The sequence below is a fragment of the Microbacterium koreense genome (assembly GCF_042677105.1).
GTDB classification, from domain to species: Bacteria; Actinomycetota; Actinomycetes; order Actinomycetales; family Microbacteriaceae; genus Microbacterium; species Microbacterium koreense.
Genome location: NZ_JBHTIM010000001.1, coordinates 977,427 through 1,000,777, shown reverse-complemented (window position 1 = coordinate 1,000,777; position 23,351 = coordinate 977,427). Strand labels below are relative to the sequence as shown.

The 23,351-nt window shown below is 68.8% G+C and carries 19 protein-coding genes; 10 read left to right on the top strand and 9 right to left on the bottom strand.

Annotated features, from left to right (window positions below):
* Positions 1-900 precede the first annotated feature (900 nt).
* Genes ACFQZV_RS04605 through ACFQZV_RS04585 form a run of 5 tightly spaced genes read left to right on the top strand, consistent with a single transcriptional unit; the run spans position 901 to position 6,341 of the window.
* Positions 901-1,698 carry an SDR family NAD(P)-dependent oxidoreductase gene (locus tag ACFQZV_RS04605; protein ID WP_378753291.1) on the top strand — a complete coding sequence of 266 codons (798 nt, stop codon included), beginning with the start codon at positions 901-903 and terminating at the stop codon, positions 1,696-1,698.
* Between the two features lie 28 nt (positions 1,699-1,726).
* Positions 1,727-2,911, top strand: coding sequence for a thiolase family protein (locus tag ACFQZV_RS04600; protein WP_378753293.1), 1,185 nt, complete (start codon positions 1,727-1,729; stop codon positions 2,909-2,911).
* A 3-nt stretch (positions 2,912-2,914) separates the two neighbouring features.
* Positions 2,915-3,886, top strand: a complete 972-nt coding sequence (locus ACFQZV_RS04595) for an amidohydrolase family protein (RefSeq protein WP_378753295.1) — start codon at positions 2,915-2,917, stop codon at positions 3,884-3,886.
* The gene (locus ACFQZV_RS04590) at positions 3,883-5,460 is read left to right on the top strand and encodes a class I adenylate-forming enzyme family protein (protein ID WP_378753297.1); all 1,578 of its coding nucleotides are present in this window, start codon (positions 3,883-3,885) and stop codon (positions 5,458-5,460) included. The genes ACFQZV_RS04595 and ACFQZV_RS04590 overlap by 4 nt, the downstream gene beginning before the upstream one ends.
* Positions 5,457-6,341, top strand: a complete 885-nt coding sequence (locus tag ACFQZV_RS04585; protein WP_378753299.1) for an LLM class F420-dependent oxidoreductase — start codon at positions 5,457-5,459, stop codon at positions 6,339-6,341. Before ACFQZV_RS04590 ends, ACFQZV_RS04585 begins: the two co-directional genes overlap by 4 nt.
* Positions 6,342-6,889: 548 nt before the next feature.
* On the opposite strand, the gene ACFQZV_RS04580 is transcribed toward ACFQZV_RS04585, so the two are convergent.
* Genes ACFQZV_RS04580 through ACFQZV_RS04560 form a run of 5 tightly spaced genes read right to left on the bottom strand, consistent with a single transcriptional unit; the run spans position 6,890 to position 11,175 of the window.
* Positions 6,890-7,810 (bottom strand): SDR family NAD(P)-dependent oxidoreductase, encoded by a 921-nt coding sequence (locus tag ACFQZV_RS04580; RefSeq protein WP_378753301.1) that lies wholly within the window; start codon positions 7,808-7,810, stop codon positions 6,890-6,892.
* Positions 7,811-7,848: 38 nt separating this feature from the next.
* Positions 7,849-8,553 (bottom strand): ABC transporter ATP-binding protein, encoded by a 705-nt coding sequence (locus ACFQZV_RS04575; RefSeq protein WP_378753303.1) that lies wholly within the window; start codon positions 8,551-8,553, stop codon positions 7,849-7,851.
* Positions 8,498-9,340 (bottom strand): ABC transporter ATP-binding protein, encoded by an 843-nt coding sequence (locus ACFQZV_RS04570; protein ID WP_378753305.1) that lies wholly within the window; start codon positions 9,338-9,340, stop codon positions 8,498-8,500. The genes ACFQZV_RS04575 and ACFQZV_RS04570 overlap by 56 nt, the downstream gene beginning before the upstream one ends.
* Positions 9,337-10,257: a branched-chain amino acid ABC transporter permease gene (locus tag ACFQZV_RS04565; RefSeq protein ID WP_378753307.1), complete on the bottom strand. Its 921-nt coding sequence runs from the start codon at positions 10,255-10,257 to the stop codon at positions 9,337-9,339. Before ACFQZV_RS04565 ends, ACFQZV_RS04570 begins: the two co-directional genes overlap by 4 nt.
* Before the next feature lie 30 nt (positions 10,258-10,287).
* Positions 10,288-11,175, bottom strand: a complete 888-nt coding sequence (locus tag ACFQZV_RS04560; protein WP_378753309.1) for a branched-chain amino acid ABC transporter permease — start codon at positions 11,173-11,175, stop codon at positions 10,288-10,290.
* 246 nt (positions 11,176-11,421) lie between these two features.
* Between ACFQZV_RS04560 and ACFQZV_RS04555 the strand changes: the two genes are divergently transcribed.
* Both ACFQZV_RS04555 and ACFQZV_RS04550 read left to right on the top strand, forming a co-directional pair.
* A complete protein-coding gene (locus tag ACFQZV_RS04555) occupies positions 11,422-12,174 on the top strand; it encodes an SDR family NAD(P)-dependent oxidoreductase (protein ID WP_378753311.1) in 753 nt (250 codons plus the stop codon).
* 114 nt (positions 12,175-12,288) lie between these two features.
* The gene (locus ACFQZV_RS04550) at positions 12,289-13,281 is read left to right on the top strand and encodes an o-succinylbenzoate synthase (protein ID WP_378753313.1); all 993 of its coding nucleotides are present in this window, start codon (positions 12,289-12,291) and stop codon (positions 13,279-13,281) included.
* Positions 13,282-13,287: 6 nt separating this feature from the next.
* Here the strand turns inward: ACFQZV_RS04550 and ACFQZV_RS04545 are convergent, their stop codons facing one another.
* On the bottom strand, positions 13,288-13,914 hold the full coding sequence (locus tag ACFQZV_RS04545; protein ID WP_378753315.1) for a TetR/AcrR family transcriptional regulator: 627 nt from the start codon (positions 13,912-13,914) through the stop codon (positions 13,288-13,290).
* A 143-nt stretch (positions 13,915-14,057) separates the two neighbouring features.
* Between ACFQZV_RS04545 and ACFQZV_RS04540 the strand changes: the two genes are divergently transcribed.
* Both ACFQZV_RS04540 and ACFQZV_RS04535 read left to right on the top strand, forming a co-directional pair.
* Complete coding sequence (locus tag ACFQZV_RS04540) at positions 14,058-16,829, top strand: MMPL family transporter (protein ID WP_378783267.1); 2,772 nt, start codon at positions 14,058-14,060, stop codon at positions 16,827-16,829.
* Positions 16,826-18,835, top strand: a complete 2,010-nt coding sequence (locus ACFQZV_RS04535) for a YhgE/Pip domain-containing protein (RefSeq protein WP_378783265.1) — start codon at positions 16,826-16,828, stop codon at positions 18,833-18,835. Before ACFQZV_RS04540 ends, ACFQZV_RS04535 begins: the two co-directional genes overlap by 4 nt.
* Before the next feature lie 17 nt (positions 18,836-18,852).
* On the opposite strand, the gene ACFQZV_RS04530 is transcribed toward ACFQZV_RS04535, so the two are convergent.
* On the bottom strand, positions 18,853-19,470 hold the full coding sequence (locus tag ACFQZV_RS04530; RefSeq protein ID WP_378783263.1) for a TetR/AcrR family transcriptional regulator C-terminal domain-containing protein: 618 nt from the start codon (positions 19,468-19,470) through the stop codon (positions 18,853-18,855).
* Between the two features lie 139 nt (positions 19,471-19,609).
* Here ACFQZV_RS04530 and ACFQZV_RS04525 point away from each other — a divergent pair, with 139 nt between their 5' ends.
* The gene (locus ACFQZV_RS04525; protein ID WP_378750442.1) at positions 19,610-20,626 is read left to right on the top strand and encodes an NAD(P)-dependent alcohol dehydrogenase; all 1,017 of its coding nucleotides are present in this window, start codon (positions 19,610-19,612) and stop codon (positions 20,624-20,626) included.
* A 32-nt stretch (positions 20,627-20,658) separates the two neighbouring features.
* Here the strand turns inward: ACFQZV_RS04525 and ccsB are convergent, their stop codons facing one another.
* Together ccsB and resB are read right to left on the bottom strand one after the other, a co-directional pair.
* Entirely contained in the window at positions 20,659-21,669 is a 1,011-nt protein-coding gene (gene ccsB, locus ACFQZV_RS04520) for a c-type cytochrome biogenesis protein CcsB (RefSeq protein WP_378750444.1), read from the bottom strand.
* Between the two features lie 5 nt (positions 21,670-21,674).
* Positions 21,675-23,345, bottom strand: coding sequence for a cytochrome c biogenesis protein ResB (gene resB, locus ACFQZV_RS04515; protein ID WP_378750446.1), 1,671 nt, complete (start codon positions 23,343-23,345; stop codon positions 21,675-21,677).
* Between the last annotated feature and the right edge of the window lie 6 nt (positions 23,346-23,351).

The window sequence follows — 23,351 nt, the reverse complement described above, 5'->3', positions numbered from 1 at the left end:
CTTCGGGGTCCGACCACCGGAGGTCCGCTCCGCCGTCGGCCCACCACTTGGCATACGGTGTGGACAGCGCCCGGAACGCTTCCTCATCCGCCGCCGTGATCGCCGCCGTCAGCGCTCGCCCCACGCCCGCCGCCGCATCCTGATCCTGATCCTGATCCCCGATGGTCGCCCCCCTTCCCGGTCGGCCGATCGGCGGCGTCGGGGAACGGCGGGCGGTCGAGGTCGGTGCGGCGGTCGAGATTGCGGCCCTCGAAGACGGATGCCGCATGGCGGGTGTCGAGATACTCGCGCACCTGAGCGACCCGGCTGTCGGCGACACGGATGACGAAGCACTACCGATTCCGGTACGGGCGCTCGCCCGGGAACATCCCGCCGCTGGCGACCTCGAGCACCGCCACGTCACCGCCGGCGAACCCACGGCGCCCCCCCCTGCCGGCGGGTCGGCCGTCTCACGGGCGTCCATGTCGCCGTGCAGGGGCCAGTGGCGCTCGCCGGTCTTGGCCGAATCATCCCGCCGCCCGGTCGGGCCCGTGTCGACCCACCACGTCGCGCCCGGCGCCAGCCATAATCGCGCGCCTTCCGCGTCGTTGGCGTCGAGGGCATCCATGAACCCACGAGCGATCTGAAGCGTCTCCCCGCGTGTCATCCGAGCTCTCCCTTTGCCGGCGATCGCATCGTCGCGCGGCTGTCGAGCGGATGCTTGACACGCTCGACCGTGTCACACGGCGGCCGTGAGGCAAGCATCGGGGTGCTCTCGAGCCCCGCGCGTTGCGTAGATCAAGCACTTGCTCTACAGTCGGATCACCGTCAATGATGCCGACCGAGGACACTCATGATCCCGACTTCCCGACGCCGCGAGCTGCCTGCCTCCGTGGCCTCTGCGCACCGGGCGGCACGGCGATGACCGGCCGCTTCAGCGGCCAGGTCGCGTACGTCCTCGGTGGCGGCAGCGATGGCCCCGCCCGCAGCGGCGAGAGCCTTCCGATGGGCAACGGCCGCGCGATCGCGATGCGCCTGAGTGGCGAGGGCGCCACCGTCGTCGTCGGCGACAAGATCCTCGAGCGTGCGCAAACCACCGTCGCGCACCTCGACGGACCGGGGCTCTCCGTCGAGGTCGATGCGTCGGATGCGGCATCATGCGCAGCCGCTGTCGCCGTCGCCGCAGACTTCTTCGGTCGGCTCGACATCGTCGTCTGCAACGTCGGGGTATCCGGACGCGAACCGCTCAAGGTCCAGTCGCTCGAGGACTGGACCTTCGCGAGTGACGTCAACGTGCGCTCGCACTGGCTCACGGCGCAGGCGGCACTGCCGGGAATGCTCGACAGCGGAAGCGGCACCTTCGTCTTCGTCGGCTCGACCGCCGGCATCCTCAGTAGCAGACGATCACTCTCGTACGAGGCGACGAAGGCCGCACAGCTCGCCGTCATGCGCCACGTCGCCGTGCGCTACGCCGATCGCGGCATCCGCTCCAACGCCGTCGTCCTGGGCAACATCGACTCGGCCCTCGTCCGCCGGGAGTTCGGAGAGGACGGATCGATGGCCCGCGCACAGGTCGTGCCGATGGCGCGCGAAGGCCGCCCCGAGGAGGCCGCCGCGGCGGTCGCGTTCCTCGCGAGTGACGACGCCGCCTACATCACCGGCCAGAGTCTCGTCGTCGACGGTGGTGTCAGCGCCGCCTGGCCGGTTCCCCGACCGTGACGACGACCACCCCGACGAAGGAGCTCTCGTGAACAGCGACGCAGTAATCAACGGTGTGGGGATGCACCCGTTCGGCAAACACCTCGACCTGTCGATGAAGGACATGGCGCGAGTCGCCGTCGACGCGGCCCTCACGGACGCCTCCATCGGTGTGCCGGACGTGCAGGCGGTGTTCTTCTCCAACGCGCTGGCGGGCCTCATCACGGGGCAAGAGTGCATCCGCGGCGAGGTCACGCTGTACCCGCTCGGTCTTGCCGGCATCCCGATCCACAACGTCGAGAACGCGTGTGCGTCCGGCGGCAACGCCCTCCACCTCGCGTGGATGGCGGTCGCCTCGGGCATGTACGAGACTGTGCTCGCCGTGGGCGTCGAAAAGACGAACCTCGAAGACCGACAGCGCACCTTCAGCGCGTACGCCGCTGGGATGGACGTCGAGGAGGGGTTCGCGACGGGCGACGGGGCAGGCCAGGAGCGAAGCCCCTTCGTCGATCGACAGGCGCGCCTCGCGTCGATGCTGTTCGAGGAGCGGGGCGTCACGATGGAGGGCCTCGCCCGCGTCGCCTCCCGGTCGCTCGAGGCTGCACGTCTCAATCCCTACGCGCACCGGCGCTTCGGCGGCACACCGGAGGACGTGCTGAACGCCAGGGTGGTCGTCGACCCCCTCACCGTCCTCATGAGCTCCCCCATCAGCGACGGCGCGGCAGCCGTCGTCGTCACGAGCAGACGCGAAGTCGCGCGTTCGGCGCGCGCCGTGCCGATCCTCGCGTCGCGCATGGCGACGCGCCCACCCAAGGACCAGCCGGACGCGCCCAACGCGGTGCAGGCCTCCGCCGGTCTCGCCTACGAGCAGTCGGGACTCGGACCCGAGGACATGGACCTCGCCGAAGTGCACGATGCCTCCGTCGCCTACGAGTTTATGGCGTGGACCGACACGGGTCTCTGCGCTCCCGGCGACGAGCAGCGCTGGGCGATGGAAGGTGTCACGGATGCCGGCGGATCCATGCCCGTCAACCGCTCCGGTGGTCTCGTCGGACGTGGTCATGCGCTCGGAGCGAGCGGTCTCGCGCAGGTCCACGACGTCGTGCAGCAGCTCCGGGGCGAAGCGGGCGACCTCCAGCTCGCCGATCCTCAGCGCGCGCTCGTGCAGATCGGCGGCGGCGTCGTCGACTGGCTCACGGCCGCCTCGAGCGTGCACATCCTCGGGAAGGGATGACCCGTGACCGCTGACCTCGTCATCGACGCCCACATGCACGTGTGGGATCCGTCGTGGCTGCCCGAGGGACTGCGTCTGGCATGGGCGCGGCAGGGCGCCGGACGCCGGTTCCCCGAGCGCGACCCGCAGGATCTCCTGCCACGCGTCGCGACGGGAGAGAGCGACCCGGATGCCACCATGACGATGCGGGCGTTCGATCGCGCCGGCGTCGCGGGGGGCCTCATACCCGTCGTCGACTGGACGATCGTGGGCCGCCCCGCCGGAGAGCACCTGCCGATCGGCCGCTTCAACCGGCAGTACGAGGAACTTTGCACCACGCACGAGGGACGCCTGTTCTTCGCCGCCGGGATCGATCCACGGCACGACGACGCGCGCGAACTGTTCGAGGCATCCGTCGCACACCCGCACTGCCGCGGCGTCAAGCTATACCCCGCCGCAGGGTGGGACCTGCGCGACCCCGCTCACGGCTGGCTTTTCGAGGCACTCGTCGAGCGCGAACTCCCCGCCGTCATCCACTGCAGCCCGCTCGGCGGCGACCCCCTTCAGACCGTCCGCTCGCGCCCCGCCGAAGTCGCGGCGCTGCTCGCGCAACATCCCACTCTCCGCGTCTCGTTCGCGCACGCTGGGATCGAGGCCTGGTGGGCCGAGGCCCTCGACTGCGCGACGGGATGGCAGCACGCCTACCTGGAGCTGTCGCTGTGGCAGCGCCTCGCGGCCCGCGACTACCGCGAGTTCCGCCACCGCGTGCGGCTCATGCGCGATCAGCTCGGGGCGCACCGCCTCGTCTTCGGCTCCGACATCGTCCGCGGAGTCAAACACGATCCTGAGGGCGAGGATCTCGCCCGCTGGGTGGACATGGCGCGTGGTCTCGCCGCACCCTATGAAGGCGACCCCGCCGTGCTCTCACGCGAAGAGCTCGCGCTCTTCGTCGCCGACAACGCCGTCCGGCTGTTCGATCTCAAGGAGTTCGCATGAGTGCCAATCTCGGTCAGCTCTTCGCCAACGCGGGTGAGCGATTCCACGACAACATCGCCATCGAGTCCTGCGGTGAGCAGCGGACCTTCGGCGACGTCATCGAGAGGGGATGGCGGCTCGCCCACGCGCTGCGCGACAGGGGACTACCGCCAGGGTCCCGCGTCGCAGCGCTGCTCGGCAACCGCGTCGAATCGCTTGAGGTGTACGTCGGTCTCGCGCTCGGCGGCTTCACGACCGTGCATGTCAACGATCGCCTCACGTCGGCAGAGGTCGACTACGTCCTGGTCGACTCCGGCGCGACGGCGCTCATCAACACCGATACCGCCAACGCCATCGCCGAAGGCGTCTCGTGCCACGGTCAGCTCACAGCATGGCTCACGATCCAGGGCGATCCCCCACAGGGCGCGGAGTCGTTCGACACCGCACTCGATGCGGCATCCGATACCCCTCTGCCCATCGACGCCGAACCCGAGGACATCGCCCTCATCGGCTACACGAGCGGCACGACGGGGTTCCCAAAGGGCGTGCTCGTGAGCCACCGGGCCGTCGTGAACTGCATCAAGCTCGTCCCGTTCGCGTACCGCCTGCCGCTGCAGGGCCACGCTGCCTTCCCCGGCGGCTGGTCGTTCGTCTCGGCGCTCTGGGGCGTCATCTTCCCGCACTTCTACACGGGCGGCACGGTGTCGTTCATCCCCGGCGCGACACCCGACGAGCTGGGCCGGCACATGGTCGTGCGCGGGTCGACGTTCACGCTCGGCCTCACGCCACTCATCCCCGGCCTCCTCGAGGCGATCCGCCTCCACCCCGCCGCCCTCGACACGCTGCAGTCGGTCCTGCACTCGGGCGGACCGCTTCCGCCCGAGTACGCCGAGAAACTCGTCGGGGTCATCGGAGATCGACTCGTCGAGACCTACGGAATGACGGAGGTCGTCGGGCCCATCACGATCACGAACCGCTCCGACTACCGCGCAGGCGGCCCCGAGCACATCTTCGAGTCCGTGGGGCGGCCCCTTCCCACCTCCTCCATGCGCGTCGTCGATGCAGAGGGGCGGACGCTCGTCCCCGGTGAGATCGGCGAGCTCGTCATCTCGGCGGACACGATGTTCTCGGGATACCACAACGCCCCCGAGAAGACCGCAGCGGTCCTCCGTGACGGTGAGTACTTCACGGGTGATCTCGGGTACCGCGATGAGCAGCACTATTACTACCTCACAGGGCGCGCCCAGGATCTCATCGTGAGCGGCGGAGCCAACGTGTACGCCGCCGAGGTCGAACGGGTCCTGCTCCTCATGGACGAGATCGTGGATGCCGCGGTGTTCGGCCTCCCCGACGAGCGCTGGGGTGAGGCCGTCTCGTGCGCGCTCGTGATGGCTGCGGAGTCCACCGTCACGCACGACGACATCCGCACCTTCACGCGCGGACACCTGGCGGGATACAAGAAGCCCGTGCACATCTTCGTCGTCGATCAGCTGCCGCGGAACGCCGGGATGAAGGTCATGAAGCATGTGCTCAAGGAGCAGTTCGCGTCACGCATCGAGAGCGAGCGGGTGGACGAGCGGAAGGTGGGCGCATGAAGCTCGGGATCAGCGAACTGTTCACGGGATCCGACGCGCGCGCCGGATCGTGGTCGACCGATGCCGCTCAGCTCATCGAGGAGATCGGGTTCAACTCGGTCTGGCTTCCCGAGCACGTCGTGTTCTTCCCCGAGTACCGCTCGCAGTATCCGTACGAGTCAGGCGGCGCGCAGGAGGTGAACCGGTTGCTCGGGGTCATCGACCCGCTCGTGCTCGCCTCGAGCATCGGCACCGCGACGAAGACCCTCCGGATCGGCACATACGTCTTCGTCGTGCCGCAACGGAACCCCGTCATCACGGCTCGCCAGGTCGCGAGCATCGACCAGCTGAGCGGAGGCCGGTTCGAGTTCGGAGTCGGCGTCGGTTGGGCCGAGGAGGAGTACGCGGCTCTCGACGTGCCCTTCGCTCGTCGCGGCGCCCGCATGAACGAGTACCTCGCCGCGATGCGTGCCCTTTGGGCGTCCGACGAGCTCACGGAGTTCTCGGGCGAGTTCGTCGACCTCCCGCCCCTGTACTGCTTCCCGAAGCCCGCCCAGCCCCGTCTTCCCATCATCGTCGGCGGCAACAGCGACGCGTCGCTGCGCCGCATCGTCGAGTACGGCGACGGATGGGCCGGCTACAGCCAGACGTTCGATGACATCGAAGCGTTCATCGCAAAGCTCTCGACGGCGATGGAGGCCGCGGGCCGGCAGATGTCGGAGCTCTCCCTCAAGGTCGGCCGGCGCAGCAAGGGCAAGACGGAGAAGGACTGGGAGGACGACCGCGCCTACATCGAGCAAGTGATGGCTCTCGGGATCGACGAGGTAGTCGTCTCGCCTCGGATCGGCGACGAGAACTACGAACGGGACATGCGGCGCTACGCCGAGATCATGGACCTCTGACCGCGATGGCCGCGCCTCGAGCGTCGACCGTCTCCTCGCGGAGAACGCTATCGGCGAGCGCTCTTGGAACACTGCCGCGGCGTGGATCGGGGGGTGCCTCGCGCGCGCTGAGCGCGTACCACCCCGCCGGCGTCGATCACCACGGCACGTGGGACGGCGTCGCGCGCGAACACCTCCCGGCGACGCTCGAGCGCCTTCTCTAACGCACGGCGTCGACGGAGCACCTGCCGGGGCCGTCGACGTTCGAACGGTTCGACGATGACACCTGCGCGTGGAGTCGAACATGTTCGCGCTGCACGAGGTCGCGGGCGACGCGAACGATCGAGCAGCTGCACGGCCGGCACCTCGACGTGTTTACGCGCATCGACGGCGACGGGCGCATCGGGGAACACACTTTGGTCCACGATCTGGACGTCGCGGACGTCGACGCCGCCACCGCGTACCCTCCCGGGGTCTTCACCCACGGAGGGCGAGGCACCGGCGATCCGTCAGGGCGGGGCTGACTCCGGGGGGACGGTCGGATCGCCGACGCCTCGCGATGTCGCGCCTCAGGTTCCGGCGTCGATGGCGGCCTCGGCGCTCAGCATCCCGACGAGCACCTCGAACTCCCGCTGGAAGGAGACCATCACCTGAGCGCCGGCGGGGTCGTTCAGGGTGGCCCAGTTTTCGCGCACGTCTTCGGGGGTCAACGCTGCCGAGAAGTAGCCGGGCGTCTGCGCGATGACGACACGCGCGACACGGCCGCCGCCGACGTTGTATACCTCGCCGGTCGTCTCGCACGCCTCCGCGCTCAGCCACGCGACGACGGGCGAGACGAGGCTCGGGTCGAGCCGGTCGGCGTATTCGCCGAGGAGGTTCTCGGTCATGCGCGTGCGCGCGCCGGGTTCGATCGCATTGACGTGGATGCCGTGACGGGCACCCTCGATCGCGAGCGTCTTCGTCACGCCCCAGATCGCGGCCTTCGCCGCGCCGTAGTTCGCCTGCCCGAAATTGCCGAAGATGCCGGCGGCCGAGGTCGTGTTGACGATGCGCCCGTAGCCTTGCTCCACCATGGCGGGCCACGCAGCCTTGCTCATCCAGACGGTGCCGCCGAGATGGACCGCCAGGACGGGATTCCACTCCTCTTCCGTGAGCTTCGCGAAGGACTTGTCGCGCAGGATGCCCGCGTTGTTGACGAGGATGTCCAGGCGGCCGTACATCGAGGTCGCCAGTTCGACGATGCTGGTCGCGCCCTCAAGGGAACTCACGTCGTTCGTGTCCGCGACGGCCGTTCCCCCGGCCGCGCGGATCTCCGCGACGACCTGCTCCGCGGGCGAGGCCTCATCGGAGCTCCCGTCGAGCGCACCGCCCCGATCGTTGACGACGACCGTCGCACCCCGAGAGGCCAGCGCGAGCGCGTGTGCGCGTCCGAGGCCGCGGCCCGCACCGGTGACGATCGCCACACGTCCGTCGAGACTGATTTCGCTCATGTGTTCCTGCTCCTTGTCGTGGGGTCGGTGGCGTGCGGTCAGCCGAACAGCGCCGACATTACCTCGGCGCTGGCCCTGACCTCGTCGGCGGTACCGTGCGAGACGATGCTCCCGCGCTGCATGACGTAGACTTCGTCGCTCACCTCGAGGGCGAGCTCAGCGTTCTGCTCGACGAGAAGGATCGTCGCGCCACTGTTGTGGAGCGTCTCGATCGTCTCGAAGAGGATGTCGACGATCGAGGGCGCGAGCCCCATGGAGGGCTCGTCTAGCAGGAGCACCTGCGGCTGGGTCATGAGCGCGCGGCCGAACGCGAGCATCTGCTGCTCACCGCCGCTCAGCGATGCGGCGAACTGATGCTTGCGGTCTGCGAGGCGCGGGAACAGCTCGAACACGCGGGCGAGCTCGTCCTTGCGCTCCGCCCGGGTCCCGCGACCGCTGTAGGCCGAGAGCTCGAGGTTCTCCAGCACGGTGAGCGGCGGCGCCACCCGCCGTCCTTCCGCGACGAGCGCCACGCCGGATCGCACGACACGGTGGCACGCCCAGCCCGTGATGTTGCGGCCGCCCACCGTCACCGTCCCGCCGGACGGCTTGTGGAGCCCCGCGATGGTGTTCAGGGTCGTGGTCTTGCCTGCCCCATTCGAGCCGATGAGGGCGACGAGGGTGCCTTGGGCCACCTCGATGTCGACCTCACGAACCGCCGGGATCGCGCCGTACCCGGCGGAGAGTCGCGATACGCGCAGCATCGGATCGTTTCCCAAAGTAGGCCTCCTTCACGTCTTCCTGTTCCAGGCACCAGGTCGGTGGCCCTTCCGCGAGGAGGGCACCCGAGTTCATGACGGAGACGGACTCGCAGAACTCTTCGACCAGTCGCATGTTGTGTTCGATGAGGATGAGGGTCAGCCCGGCGTCCTTCAGTTGCACGAGGAGCTGGCCGATCTGCTCGGATTCGACGTCGTTCATTCCCGCGGTCGGCTCGTCGAGGAGGAGGATCCGAGGGTCGGTGGCGAGGGCGCGTGCGATCTCGACGCGACGCTGATCGCCGTAGGACAGGGTCTCCGCGAGAGCCGAGTGCGGTGCCGTACACCCGACCATGTCGAGCAGCTCTGCCGCGCGCGCACGGACGGCCTTGCGTTCCTTGCGCTCGATAGGGCTCAGGAAGATCGCTCCCGCGATCGTCGATCGGCGCTGCATGTATGCACCTGCGATGACCGTCTCGATGACCGTGAGTCCGGGGAACAGGCGGATGTTCTGGTATGTGCGGGCGACACCTCGCCGGGCGATGTGGAAGGGTGCCATCCGCGTCACGTCCTCGCCGAACACGTCGATGCGTCCCGAATCCGCGCGGATGAATCCGCTGATCATGTTGAGGACGGTGGTCTTGCCCGCCCCGTTCGGCCCAAGGATGCCGTGCACGCGCTGGCGCGGGACCTTGATCGTGACGTCGTCGACCGCTTTGAGGCCGCCGAAGGTCTTCGTGAGGTCGACGATGTCGACCGCGAGCTCCTCGCCGCTGCCGGTCGTGTCGGTCATGCCCGCGCTCCCGCCGTGATGTCTTCGTGCGAACGGTCTGAGTCGCCATCACCCGGTGCGCCGCCATTGCGCCGGGCCGCCCATTTGGCTCGCAGGAGTCGCATGCGCCGCATGTCGACGAGTCCTCGAGGCATGTAGATGATGATGACGACGAGCAGGACGCCGGTGACGACGCGGTCGTACTCACCCATCGGACCGCGGAGGATTTCGGGGAGGATCGTGAACACGATCGCGCCGACGATCGGACCGAGCCAATAGAAGGCGCCGCCGAGGACGACCGCTGCGAGGCTCACGAACCCCAGGTGCGTGTAGAAGGTGTCGGGACCGATGTACTGCAGGAAGCTCGCCTGCATCACCCCGGCCGCGCCGCCGAGGGCGCCCGAGATGACCATGCCGACGAACTGGATCCGTCGAGGCGACACACCCAGAGTCTCGGCGACGGCGGGGTCTTCGCGCACGGCGTCCGCGGCGAGGCCGAAGCGCGAGCCGCCGAGCCTGGCCATGATGTATCCCGCGACGACGAGCGTGCCGATGAGCCAGAGCCACGTGCCGAGCTCTCCGGGGACGCGCGTACCCGTTGCGCCACCCGTCAGCTCGGGCATATTAAGGATGAGGACGCGGCCGATGAGCACCATCGCGATCGTCGCCATCGCGAGGTAGTGGCTCTCGAGTCTGATCAGCAGCGCCGCCGTGATCGCCCCGACGACAGCCCCCAGCACGATGCAGACGAGGAAGGCGACGGCGGGCGGTAGCCCGAGCGACGAGACGACGTAGGCGAAGGTGAAGGCGCTGAACGCCCCGAAGAAGACGGGCGCAAGGCTCAGGACGCCGGTCCACAGCGACGCGTAGATGGCCAGGGCGAAGAGGGCGCTGACACCGGCGAACTGCAGTGTCGTCAGCCATGCTGCGGTACTCACGAGTGGGTCTCCATAGTCAGACTCGGGGCGTCAGGCTCGGACGAACTGTCGCTCGCGGAAGATGCCCCGCGGCCAGGCGACGAGGACGAGGAGCAGGATTCCGAACGTGATGGCGTCGCGGAATCCGGACGAGATGTACTGGGCGCTCATGACCTCGAGCACCCCGATCGCCACTCCGACGATGGCGGCGCCGCGGATGTCGCCCCACCCTCCGACGACGACGGCCGCGAACCCCTTGAGCAGCAGCGCCTCGCCGAGGCTGAACGAGACATTGTTGTCCGCGAGCGCCGCGAGGACGCCGGCCAGACCTGCGATGGCACCGGCGAGGAACGCGACGGCGATGAGCGTGTTGCGGGCGTTGACGCCGACGATCGTCGCCGACCGAGTGTCGGAGGAGACAGCGCGAACGGCGGCGCCGAAGCGGGTCTTGGTCAGCAGGACGTGCACGCCGGTCACGACGATGACGAGCGCGATGATGCTGTACAGCTGGGCGGGCAGGATCACGAGCCCGCCGATCCGGAACGCCTCGGTCTGGACCGACCCCGCGGGGTAGCTCGTCGCGGACGGGCCCGCGAACGCTTCCGCCACCGTCAAGAGCACGATCCAGATGCCGATGCTCGCGATGATCGGAGCGAATGTCCCCGCCTTGCGTCTGCGCAGCGGCTCGAATGCCAGGACGTCGGCTGCCACGCCCAGGAGCCCCGCGAAAACCACACCGGCCAGGAGCGCGACCCAGAAGTTGACGCCGAACTGTGAGACGAGCCAGTACGACGACAGAGCACCCCACGTGGCGAAGGTGCCGTGGGCGACGTTCAGGATGCCCATGCGCGCCATGATCAACGAGAAGCCCACGGCGAAGATCGCGTAGATCGAACCGAGCGCGACGCCGTTCATCAATTGCTGGATCAGGAGTTGCACGAATGGCCTCTTTCCTGTGCGCTCGTCGGCTCGGATGGAATCTCAATCAAGCGCTCGCTTGACTTCAATGTCAGCGGTCCTAGCCTATTTCATTTGGTACCCGGAATGTCAACCCTCGATTCAGGGATTGTTGCGCATCGATCCGCACGAACACGGGAGACACAAAGGATGAGTCAATCGCTTGCTCGACAATCGCCGATGCGGCCCGTACGCTCCTGCGCAAGAACACCGGGTCGAAGGAGCGCCATGGATCTGCAGTTGAACGATCGAGTCGCCGTCGTCACCGGGGCCAGTGCGGGCATCGGCCGGGCGACGGCACTCGCCCTCAGTGCCGAGGGTGCCCATGTCGTCCTCATCGCCCGACGCGGCGACGCTCTCCGCAACCTCGCCTCCGAGATCGAGAGGCGCGATGGCCGCCTCCCACTCGTGGTCGACGCAGACCTCGTTGAGAGGGACTCCCCCGCCCGGATCGCCGACGCGGTGCAGCGCGCCCACGGCAGGCTGGACATCGTCGTGAACGCCGCTGGAGCCGCCGAGCAGCCGGGCCAGTCGCTCACCGAGGAGGTCTGGCAGCGGCAGTTCGACCTCAACTTCCACGCGAAGAGACGCCTCGTCGAGGAGTGCCTCCCGATGCTCGCGGCAAGCGGCCGCGGTCGCGTCGTGAATTTCGTCGGGCTCCTGGAACCCACGGTCGTCTCCGCCGCCCAGGCCGCGGTCGCCGCGTGCGCCCTCTGGTCGAAGGCGCTGTCGCGCGTCGCGGCGGCGGACGGCGTCACTATGAACTGCATCGCGCCCGGCAGAGTCGACAGCGAGCAGGTGCGCCGAGCACTCCCCGACGACGAAGCGAAGACCGAGTTCATCCGGCGCCGCATCCCAACTGGACGTCTCGGCGCGCCCCAAGAAGTGGCGGACCTGGTCGCCTTTCTCGCGTCAGATCGCGCGGCGTACGTCACAGGACAAACGATTTGCATCGACGGCGGGATGCGATGGTCGATGTGAGCCCACGGCCGCATTACGCCGCACCGCACGACTACACCTCAGGGCGTGCCGGCAACCATCGTGCTTGCAGCGACGATGCGTGACCGGGGCGCGCTGACGCGCAAGGATGGCCCCATGCCCTCTGTCGCACTGTCGGACATCTTGGCCACTGCCCGCGTCGTCGCGCTCCCCCTCGCGACCCGGTTCCGCGGCGTCGATGTGCGCGAAGCCGTCCTCTTCGAGGGACCGCAGGGGTGGAGCGAGTTCTCGCCTTTCGTCGAGTACGACGACGCAGAGGCGGCGACATGGCTGGCGGCGGCGATCGACTTCGCGTGGATGCCGCAACCCGCGCCGGTGCGTGAGGTGATTCCGGTCAACGCCACGGTTCCGGCGGTGGCCGCCGCATCCGTCGCCGACGTGTGGGCGCGCTTCGACGGGTGCCGCACCGCGAAGGTGAAGGTCGCCGAGCGTGGACAGACCCTGGCCGACGACGTTGCCCGCGTGCGCGCGGTGCGCGAGGTCATGGGCCCCGAGGGACGGATCCGCATCGACGCGAACGGGGCCTGGAACCTCGACGAGGCGGAGCACGCGATCCACGCGCTGGCCGAGTTCGACCTGGAGTATGCCGAGCAACCGTGCGCCGACGTCGGCGAACTCGCCGAACTCCGACGTCGCGTCAGGTACATGGGCATCCCGATCGCGGCGGACGAAAGTGTCCGAAAGGCCGCCGATCCCCTCGCCGTCGCGCGTGCCGGCGCGGCGGACATCCTCGTGGTCAAGGCGCAGCCGCTCGGCGGAGTGCGTACGGCGCTGAAGGTCGTCGCCGACGCGGGGCTTCCGGCGGTCGTCTCCAGCGCACTGGACACGTCGGTCGGGCTATCGATGGGCGTGGCGCTGGCGGCAGCGTTGCCCGACCTCGAGTTCGACTGCGGCCTGGGGACGGCATCGCTTCTTGCCGCCGACATCACCGACACCCCGCTGCGCGCCGAACGGGGCAGGGTACCGGTCGGACGTATCACGGTCGATCCCGCGCTCGCCGAACGTCACGCGGCGGCGGACGATCGGCGCGACTGGTGGCTCGCGCGACTCGAGCGTTGCCATCGTCTGTGGCAGGAGCGCATCGCCTGAACGGCGTCAGGCGGGGTCTATCAACGCGGTCGCGAGGCGCGCGGTGCGATCGTTGACGACCGCGCACAGTTCCGGGAATGACAGCCCCTCCATGAGCGCGTTCGCGGAGGTGTCTTCCCATTGTTGGATGATCAACTGGGCGAAATCCGGCGACGGCAGTCGCGGCGCCAGTCCGTAGACGTCGGCGATCTCGTCGATGACCGCCGCGACGCTCTCGATGATCCCCGATTGCCAGGCGAGGTAGGCCTGGGCGAGAGCGGGATCACGAAGCGCGCGGGCCCGGATCTCACCGGTGAGCAGGATGCCCATCCGCTCGTCCATCGCGACGTCGAGGATCCGCTGGACGAGGTCGGTGGCGGCGAGCTCTTCGCCCGACTGGCTCAGCTCCTGAATGCGCTCGGTGACGTGCTCGATCTTCTGCGCGGCGATGCGCTCGGTGAGCGCGAGCATCAACTCGTCTTTCGTGGCGAAGTTCGAATAGAACGCCCCGCGCGTGAACCCGGCGCGTTCGCAGATCGTTTCGACGGATGCGGCGTCCACGCCGATCTCGGCGAAGACCGAGGCCGCCGCATCCAAGAGCTTCTGACGGGTCGCCTCGCGCCGGCGCGGCGTCGCCACCGTCGTCTCGCTCATTCGACCCTCCGTCCGTCGATCTCTGCCATCTTCACACGCGATGCCCAGGCCGGAGTCCGGGCACGCGATTACGATACACTCGTGCATTCGATACAGCGCTGTATCCATCGATCCCGATATTCATCCTGATCCGGAGGCATCGCTTGTCCACCCTGCTCTACGCACTCGGGCGCTGGTCGTACCGGCACCCCTGGCGCGTCCTCGTCAGCTGGATCCTCCTCCTCGGGCTCGCCGGCGGCGGGGCTCTGGCCTTCAGCACGGGCACCGACAACTCGTTCTCGATCCCCGGAACCGAATCCCAGGCCGGCCTCGAGCAACTCGGACGCACCTTCCCCCAGGTGAGCGGGACAAGCGCTCAGATCGTCGTGGTGGCCGCCGACGGTGATCAGGTGACGGACCCGCAGTATGCGGAGGCGATCGAGGACGCCGTCGATGACCTCGCTGCGATCGACGACGTCCTCGGCGTCACCGATCCGTTCGACGAGACCGTCGCGGGTCTGGTCAACGACGACGACACCGCCGCCATCATCCGCCTCCAGTTCAACGGTCAGGTCACCGATGTGTCGGATGCCGCGAAGCAGACCCTCGGCGAGGTGTCGAGCGATCTCGCCGCCGCGCTGCCGGCCGGTTCCGAGGTGGCTCTCGGAGGCGACCTGTTCTCCGCATCCATTCCCGGTCTCACGATCACCGAGCTCGTCGGCGTCATCATCGCGCTGCTCGTGCTCATGGTGACCTTCCGCTCGTTCCTGGTCGCCGGCCTTCCGTTGGCGACCGCGCTCATCGGCGTCGGGCTGTCGATGGCGCTCATTCTGCTCGCCACCGCCTTCGCCTCGATCTCGTCGACGACCCCGTTGCTCGCGTTGATGCTCGGGCTCGCCGTCGGGATCGACTACGCCCTCTTCATCGCCGCACGACATCAAGACCAGGTGCGCGGCGGGATGGACCCCGAAGAGTCCATCGCCCGCGCGACCGGCACGGCAGGCTCCGCCGTCGTCTTCGCCGGCGTGACGGTGCTGATCGCCCTCATCGGCCTCGGGTTCGCGAACATCCCCTTCCTCACGACCATGGGCATCGCGGCATCCGTCGCCGTCGCGTTGGCCGTCGCCGTCGCCGTCACCCTCACCCCCGCCTTGCTGGGTTTCATAAAGGGACGCGTCGTCGGCCGCATGCGCTCCGCCTCGTCGAAGCGTCGCCGCCCACCTCGGGGTTTCGCCTCACGCTGGGTCACCACGGTCACCCGCCACCCCGTCGTGACGACGATCGCGGTCGTCGTGGGTCTCGGCATCGTCGCAATCCCCGCCGGGAGCCTCACCCTCGCGCTGCCGAACGCGGGCGTCCAGCCCGAGTCGTCGCAGGCCCGACAGAGCTACGACCTGGCCGCCGAGGAGTTCGGCCCGGGGTTCAACGGGCCGCTCATCATGACCGGCACGATCGTGACCTCCACCGACCCCCTCGGGCTCATGGAGGACCTCGCCGCCGAGGTCGAGGAGGTTCCGGGCGTCAAGGAGATCGCGCTGGCGACCCCGAACGAGACCGCCGACACCGGCATCATCCAGATCATCCCCGAGACCGCACCCGATGCCCCCGAGACCGCCCAACTCGTGCGCGACCTGCGCGCCCTCGCCCCCGACCTTGCCGACGAGTACGGGATCGAGCTGTCGGTCACCGGGTTCACCGCGGTCGCCATCGACATCTCAGACCGCCTCGGTGCGGCACTGCTGCCGTTCGGCCTGTTCGTCGTCGGCCTCTCGTTCATCCTGTTGATGATCGTCTTCCGCTCGATTGCCGTACCGATCACCGCGACCCTGGGATACCTCCTCTCGGTGCTCGCCGCCTTCGGTGTCGTGGCCGCCGTGTTCGAGTGGGGATGGTTCGCCGACCTGCTTCACGTCGCGCGAGTGGGTCCGGTGATCAGCTTCATGCCGATCGTGCTCATGGGCGTGCTGTTCGGCCTCGCGATGGACTATCAGGTGTTCCTGGTCTCACGCATGCGGGAGGACTACGTCCACGCCTCGCGCGCACGGGAGGGCCGGGCCGACCGGCTCACCGCCCTCGGGGCGGTGAGGTCCGGTTTCACCGCATCCGCCCGCGTGGTCACCGCGGCCGCCCTCATCATGTTCGCCGTCTTCGCGGCGTTCGTCCCCGAGGGTGACTCGTCGATCAAACCGATTGCGCTCGGACTGGCCGTCGGGATCGCCGTCGACGCCTTCCTCGTGCGGATGACCCTCATTCCCGCGCTCATGGCACTGCTCGGCGAGAAGGCCTGGTGGATGCCGCGCTGGCTTGATCGCGTCCTGCCTCACTTCGACATCGAAGGAGAGGCGGTCGAGCGCGAGATCGCCCTCGCCGACTGGCCCGAACCGCAGACGACCGCTGCCGTCGTCGGTGAGCGTGTGGCGGTACACGCTGAGGCGGGCCGGGCGGGATCGGTGACGTTGTTCGACGACGCCACGTTCCGACTCGAACCCGGTGACACGCTCATCGCTTCCGGCGATCCCCGTGCCGGTCGAGCCTTCGCGCTGACGGTGGCCGGACGTCTCTCGCCCGACGGCGGGTTGCTGCGGGTCGGCGGACATCTGCTGCCCGGACGCGCCGCGTGGGTGCGCGCACACGTCGCCGTCGCACTGCTCACCGCCGCAGACGACCCGCTCCGCGACCTGCGCCGCGCCCTCCGCGGCACGCCGTCGATCGTCGTGGTCGACGGGCTCGACACCCTCGACGCCGCCGAGCGCGATCAGGCCGCCGCGCTCCTGCGCGACGCCGCGGGCCCGGATCGCGGCGCACTCACCCTCGTGGTGACCGCCGCGTCCGACACCGCCGTGTTCGGCGTCCTCGCCGACGCGCACCGCGACGCTCCCTCCACCCTTTCGTTGCGCGCGCACGCGCACTCGACCACCGCCGAGGTGACCGCATGACCGCCACCCACATCGAACGCGCACGCTCGCGCCGTCCCGTTACCTGGCTGACCATCATCGGCGTGTTGCTGTTGCCGGTCGTGATCGGCGGCATCCTCATCTCCGCGCTCTACAACCCGATCGAGCGGCTGGACTCGATGAGCACCGCCATCGTGAACGAAGACGAGCCGGTCACGATCGACGATCAACTCGTCCCGCTCGGCCGCCAGTTGACGGCGGGCCTGGTCGACGGTTCTGCCGACCAGCCGTCGAACCTCGACTGGACCATCTCGAACTCCCGCGATGCCGCCGCAGGGCTGGCCGACGGAACGTACGCGGCGGTGGTGACGATCCCTGAGAACTTCTCGGCCGCGGCCACCTCGACCCAGCCCGGGCAGACCCCAGAACGGGCCACGATCGAGGTCACGACGCCTCCGGACAGCCTCATCGTCGACGACGCCATCACCGCGCAGATCGCCTCAGCCGCAGCGTCGGTCATGGGACAAGAACTGTCGACCGTCTACCTCGAGAACGTGTTCCTCGGGTTCACGACGCTCGGAGATCAGCTCGGCGAAGCGGCCTCGGGCGCACACGATCTCGCGGACGGCGCATCCGCCGCAGCCGACGGCGCCGACGAACTCGCCGATGGGATGCCGCAACTCGCAAGCGGCGCGACCGGCCTCGCCTCGGGCGCCTCAGACCTCGGATCGGGGCTCGGGCAGATCGCCGGCGGCATCGGCGATGCCGCCACCGGCGCGCGGGACATCGCTGCGGGGTTGGACGCCGCCGCGGCGGGTGTGCAGAACCCCGAGTTGCAGTCCGCCGCCGATGCCAGCGCCGCCAACGCCGCGACGGCGGCCGCGCAGACGCAGGCGCTCGCCCTGACGATGGGCAACCCCGACCCGAACTCCCCCGGCCTGGCCCAGACCCTTGGAGCGCTGGCGGCGCAGTGCGACGGCTCTGAAGCGTTCTGCCAGCAGCTCGCCGCGGCCGCAGGCACAGCGGGGCAAGCGGCGCAGGATGCGGGTGCCGCCGCGGTGAGCGCCGGCACGGCGAGCGGATACGCCGCCCCGACGGCCGGCGGAATCGCCACGCTGATGACCGAAACGAGCAACGGTCTTTCGGAGGCCGCGGCCGGTACCCGCTCGCTCGCCGCCGGACTCGATGCCCTCCAGAGCGGCGCGTCAGACTCTGCGGGGGGCGCGAACCAACTCTCGTCAGGGGCGTCGCAGCTCGCGGCAGGCATCGATGCCGCGGGCACGGGCGCCGCGTCGCTGGCCGAGGGCGTGCATCAGCTTGCCGACGGAACATCGGAGCTTGCGGGCGGTCTCGACACCGCGGCATCCGAGATCCCCTCGTACACCGACACCGAAGCGTCGACTCTCGCCTCCGTCGTCGCCGACCCGGTTGAAGCCGACGGCCTCGGCACCTCGATCTTCGGCGCGGCTGCGATCCCGCTCCTCGCGATGCTCGCGCTCTGGTTCGGCGGACTCGGCACCTTCGTGGCGATGCAGGCTGTGTCACATCGCGCACTGACCGCGCGCGAGGCATCGGCCACGCTCGCGGTGCGCGCCTACCTGCCCGCCGCCGGAATCGGCGCCGTGCAAGGGCTCCTGGTCGCCGGCGTCGTCCAGATCGCCGCGTCGTACGAGTGGGGGCAGTGGTGGGCTTTCGCCGGCGCCGCGGTCGTCGCAGGTGTCGCCTTCGCTGCCGTCAACCAGGCCCTCGTGGCCGTGTTCGGCGGGGCGGGGCGGTGGGTTGCGGCCCTCGTCGGCGTCCTCGGCATCGCGACCGGTGTGGTGTCGACGGTTCCGGGCGTTCTCTCGGGCATCGCCTCGATCATGCCGACGGCTCCGGCCTACAACGCGATGGTGGCCGCACTGACGTCGGCCTCCGGCTACGGCTCCGGGATCGCCGGACTGGTGATCTGGGCGCTTCTGGCCTTCGGTGCGACGGTCATCGCTGTTGCGCGGCGCCGCACGACCACGGCGCAGGCGTTGCTGCGCTCCTCCCCCGCACTGGCCTGACCGCCCTCGCAGGCGGTTCAGTCGTCGGTGACGGCGGCGCGTTCCAGGCCGTCGAGGAGGAGATCGAGACCGAACTCGAAGGAGTCCCCGAAGCGGTAGCCCGGCTTCATCGCGTGCTCGACGGTGAAGCGGACGAGATACGGATAGGCCTCGGGGGTGAAGGCCGCGGAGATCTCCGCGGCAGCCTCGTTCGACCCCTCGCCTCCCTGCACGGGCAGGTTCGCTTCCTGCACCGCGAATCCGTAGACGTAGCTGTCGAGCACCGCGTAGGCGTGCGCAGTGAGCGGGAGCGACAGTCCGCCGTCGACGAGGCACGCGAGCATCGCATTGTGATGGCGGAGTGTCGCCGGCCCCGGCGATCGGCGTGACTCGAGGAGCGGGACGGACCACGAATGCCGCGCGAGCACCGCGCGCGCCGAAAGGCATCGCCCCCGCACGGCGTCACGCCACGTAAGTGTCGGGTCAGGGAGCGCGATCTGCGTGAAGACCGCATCGACCATGCCGTCGAGGACGTCGTCTTTGCCCTGAACGTAGTGGTACAGGGTCATCGGCCCCACACCCATGTCGCTCGCGAGCGCGCGGATCGTGAGCGCCTCCAGCCCCTCGCGGTCTGCCAGCTCAATCGCCGCGGCCATGATGCGATCGCGTGTCGGCTTCTCCCGTGGCGTGCGTTTTGCCGGCATCGGCCATCCCATCTTCTTGACGATCGTACTAAGTACGCATATTATCGTGGCAATTCTCGTACTAAGTACGATCATTCGACCCGGAGAGATCATGACAACCGAAGAAGCCCCCGACACGCACACCATGCGGGCGATCGCCCAGGACTGCTACGGCTCGAGCGAGGTGTTGGCAACGACGACGCGCGCCGTCCCGACCCCCGCGCCAGGACAGGTGCTCGTGCGCGTCCGCGCCGCCGGAGTCGACCGCGGCGTGTGGCACCTGATGACGGGACGCCCCTATCTGATCCGGGTCCTCGGCTTCGGATTCCGACGCCCGAAGCGGCCGGTCGCCGGCAGCGATGTCGCCGGCACCGTCGTCGCCGTGGGGTCGGACGTGACACGCTTCGCGGTCGGCGATGAGGTGTTCGGGGTGACCAACGGCAGCTTCGCCGAGTACGTCGTCGCATCGGAGAACACGCTCGCGCCTGCACCGCGCGCCATGGATGCCGCGGAGTCGGCCGTTCTGGCCGTCTCGGGCCTGACCGCCCAGCACGCGGTCGAAGACGTCGCCGACGTGCGGCCCGGGCAACGCGTCCTCGTGCTCGGAGCCTCCGGCGGGGTCGGGTCCTACGCGGTGCAGCTTGCCGTCGCCCACGGCGCGGTCGTCACGGGTGTCGCCAGCGGCGCCAAGGCCGACCACGTGCGCGACATGGGTGCCGCACACGTCGTTGACTACCGCACCACCGACATCACGGCGTCAGGAGACCTGTTCGACGTGATCATCGACACGGGCGGCAACACGCCCCTGCGGCGGCTTCGCCGCATCCTCGCTCCCGAAGGCACACTCGTGATCGTCGGCGGAGAACACGGCGGCGCGCTCACCGGCGGCATGGGTCGTCAGATCGCGGCGTCGCTCCTGTCGCGATTCACGGCGCAGACCTTGGCGTTCTTCATCGCCCCCGCGAAGACCGAGCCGCTCGAGCGGCTCGCCGCGCGCGTCGACGCCGGCGCCGTCCGTGCACCCCTGACCCGACGGTATCCGCTCACCGACGCTCCGCGCGCGATCGACGACCTCACCGCGGGGCGGATCACGGGCAAGGCCGCGGTCGTCATCGACGAGTCAGACTGACGCGCCGCCCGATCACGCGACCGACAAGAGGCTCAGAGGCCGCTGTAGGCGTGGAGGCCGTCGAAGAACATGTTCACGACGGTGAAGTTGAAGATCACGGCGACGAAACCGATGATCGACAGCCAGGCCGAGCGGGTGCCGCGCCAGCCGCGCGTGGCGCGCGCGTGGATGTAGCCCGCGTACAGGACCCAGATGACGAAGGTCCAGACTTCCTTCGTGTCGAAGCCCCAGTACCGGCCCCAGGCATCGTTGGCCCAGATCGCCCCGGCGATGAGCGTGAAGGTCCAGAAGATGAAGCCGACGATCGCGAAGCGATACGCGAGGCTCTCGAGCGTGTCGGCGCTCGGCAGGGTGCGCAGGAACCCCGCGCTCTTGGGCTGCCCCGCCTCGGCCGCGGCGATGGCCCGACGCTCGCGGCGCGCCTGCAGCAACTGCATGATCGACAGGCCGAACGCGAGGGCGAAAAGTGCCGTGGCCAGCGACGCGACGAAGACGTGGATGACCAACCACACCGATTTGAGGGGGTCCATCAGCGGGACGACCTCGACGTAGATCTGCCCCACCATGACCGCGCCGAGCAACACGACGATGAGCCCGGTGATGAACGTGCCGAGGAATCGCAGGTCGTAGCGGATGAGCACCGCGAGATAAACGGCGACGATGAGGAGGGTCCCCGTCATCGCGAACTCGTACATGTTCGCCCACGGCACCCGCTCGGCGGCAATGCCACGCAACACCGTCGCGACCAGGTGGAACAAGAAGGCCAACACCGTCAGCGATGTGCCGATCCGCGCCCACATGAGACGCGGCCGCTGGGACGGGCGCGCCTTCAGCGCCACCTCGGCATCCGCCTCTTCGGCGCGGACGGCGTCGATCGTGCTCGCCCCGCCCGCGGCGACGAGTTCGCGCGCCCGCGCGTCCTTCACCTGCACCGCGGCATCCGACCGTCGCGCGAGATCGACGGCGTACGCGATGAAGGCAAGGGCGTAGATCGCGATGGCCGTCCAGACCATCAGAACCGAGACCGAGTCGAGCGACAGCATGACGTTCAGTCTACGTCGCCGCCAGGCCCGTCTTTCCGCGCGTCCAGCCGGGCGCGAAGGGCATCGGCGTGACGCTCGGCGACCTGGTCGACGGCCTCGGACAGCGTCGGATCCTCGCCGCGCGCGAGCCCGGCGTACTCGAGTCGCACCGTGCGACCGTCGGGGGTCGCGGTGATCCACATGCGTCGACGCGGCACGAACAGCGCCGCCAAGAGGCCGAGGGTCGCGAGCGCGGCGAACACCAACACCCACGTCGCCGCGATATCGCGGTGGATCGACAGCGACACATAGCGCTTGACCGCCCCGTCGAACCCCTCGGCACCGGCGGGCGCATCGTTCTCGAACGTGATGGTGCCGAGTCCGTCGGGCAGATCGGCTGTCTGACCCGGCTGAAGCTCGATCGCCGGAACCTCGGCGTCCTGCCCGGCGAGCTGCTCCATGTCGGTGGGGTCGAGGGTGTACACCGATCGAGGCACACCGCCGTCGATGCCGAGATCGCCCGCGTACACGTTGAGCGTGACCACCGGATAGATGAGGTCCGGGTAGCTCGACGCATACGCGCCGGAGGCGAGCTCGACCTGGGTCGGGTAGAAGAACGCGGTCATGCCGAGTTGCTCCGGCATCCCGTCGGGAACCTTGATCACACCGAGCGAGGTCATGTTGGTGTCCTGCGGCAAGAAGGGTACGGATTCCGAGAAGACGATTTCGTCATCGGCGTTTCGGATCGTGATCGTCGGGGCGTAGCCGTTTCCCATCAGGTAGATGCGGTCGTCACCCATGGTGAGCGGTTCGTTGACGCGCACTTCGCCCGAGTCGGGTTCCTCTCCGGCGTACTGCGTGGTGAGGTTGGCGACGAAGTCCCCCGCCTGACCTGCCCCCTGCTCGCCGGCGGGGATGTAGGTGACATCGAACCGGTCGAGCGTGAGCGAATACGGTGTGAGACCGTCGGCGTCGACGAAGCGACCGGGGTTGAACGAGGTGTAGTCGACGAGGGTGTTGACGAAGCTCCGCCCCTCGATGATCACCGTCTGACCGGTGTAGGTGAACCCGCCACCGACACCGACCGCGAGCAGCACTCCGACGAGCGACGCATGGAAGACCAGGTTGCCGGTCTCGCGCAGGTAACCGCGCTCGGCCGAGACCGAAAGCCGTCCGCGCGCGTCATAGCGTTCGACGCGGTATCCGGCTCTCTTCAGTTGGTCGGCGGCGAGGTCGATGGCGACGGATGCCGTGGCTTGCGCATCCCCGACCTCGAGGTCGACGGTGCGGTGATCGGCGAGCCGCCCCAGTCGCGCGGGGGTGCGCGGCGGCCGTGCGCGCAGCGCCTTCCAGTGGTGCTTCGTGCGCGGGATGACGCACCCGATGAGCGAGATGAAGAGCAGGATGTAGATCGCCGAGAACCAGGGCGACGTGTAGACGTCGAAAAGGCTCAGCCCGTCGAGGATCGGGGCGAGGTCGGGGTTCTCGTCGAAGTACTGCGTGACGCCGTTGGGATCGGCGCTGCGCTGGGGCACGAGCGACCCCGGAACAGCGGCGATCGCGAGAAGCAGCAGGAGCACCAGAGCGGTGCGCATCGAGGTGAGTTGGCGCCAGCCCCATCGCAGCCAGCCCCCGACGCCGAGGGCCGGAGAGGTCACACCGTCGCCGCCGGCATCCGCGTGATCGGACGGCCGCATGGGTCC

What these genes read in the sequence shown, in the direction of transcription:
- ACFQZV_RS04605 (WP_378753291.1), top strand. Translation starts at nt 901, where the DNA reads ATGACCGGCCGCTTCAGCGGCCAGGTCGCGTACGTCCTCGGTGGCGGC.
- ACFQZV_RS04590 (WP_378753297.1), top strand. Translation starts at nt 3,883, where the DNA reads ATGAGTGCCAATCTCGGTCAGCTCTTCGCCAACGCGGGTGAGCGATTC.
- ACFQZV_RS04585 (WP_378753299.1), top strand. Translation starts at nt 5,457, where the DNA reads ATGAAGCTCGGGATCAGCGAACTGTTCACGGGATCCGACGCGCGCGCC.
- ACFQZV_RS04580 (WP_378753301.1), bottom strand. Translation starts at nt 7,810, where the DNA reads ATGAGCGAAATCAGTCTCGACGGACGTGTGGCGATCGTCACCGGTGCG.
- ACFQZV_RS04575 (WP_378753303.1), bottom strand. Translation starts at nt 8,553, where the DNA reads ATGCTGCGCGTATCGCGACTCTCCGCCGGGTACGGCGCGATCCCGGCG.
- ACFQZV_RS04570 (WP_378753305.1), bottom strand. Translation starts at nt 9,340, where the DNA reads ATGACCGACACGACCGGCAGCGGCGAGGAGCTCGCGGTCGACATCGTC.
- ACFQZV_RS04555 (WP_378753311.1), top strand. Translation starts at nt 11,422, where the DNA reads ATGGATCTGCAGTTGAACGATCGAGTCGCCGTCGTCACCGGGGCCAGT.
- ACFQZV_RS04550 (WP_378753313.1), top strand. Translation starts at nt 12,289, where the DNA reads ATGCCCTCTGTCGCACTGTCGGACATCTTGGCCACTGCCCGCGTCGTC.
- ACFQZV_RS04545 (WP_378753315.1), bottom strand. Translation starts at nt 13,914, where the DNA reads ATGAGCGAGACGACGGTGGCGACGCCGCGCCGGCGCGAGGCGACCCGT.
- ACFQZV_RS04535 (WP_378783265.1), top strand. Translation starts at nt 16,826, where the DNA reads ATGACCGCCACCCACATCGAACGCGCACGCTCGCGCCGTCCCGTTACC.
- ACFQZV_RS04530 (WP_378783263.1), bottom strand. Translation starts at nt 19,470, where the DNA reads ATGGCCGCGGCGATTGAGCTGGCAGACCGCGAGGGGCTGGAGGCGCTC.
- ACFQZV_RS04525 (WP_378750442.1), top strand. Translation starts at nt 19,610, where the DNA reads ATGACAACCGAAGAAGCCCCCGACACGCACACCATGCGGGCGATCGCC.
- ccsB (WP_378750444.1), bottom strand. Translation starts at nt 21,669, where the DNA reads ATGCTGTCGCTCGACTCGGTCTCGGTTCTGATGGTCTGGACGGCCATC.
- resB (WP_378750446.1), bottom strand. Translation starts at nt 23,345, where the DNA reads ATGCGGCCGTCCGATCACGCGGATGCCGGCGGCGACGGTGTGACCTCT.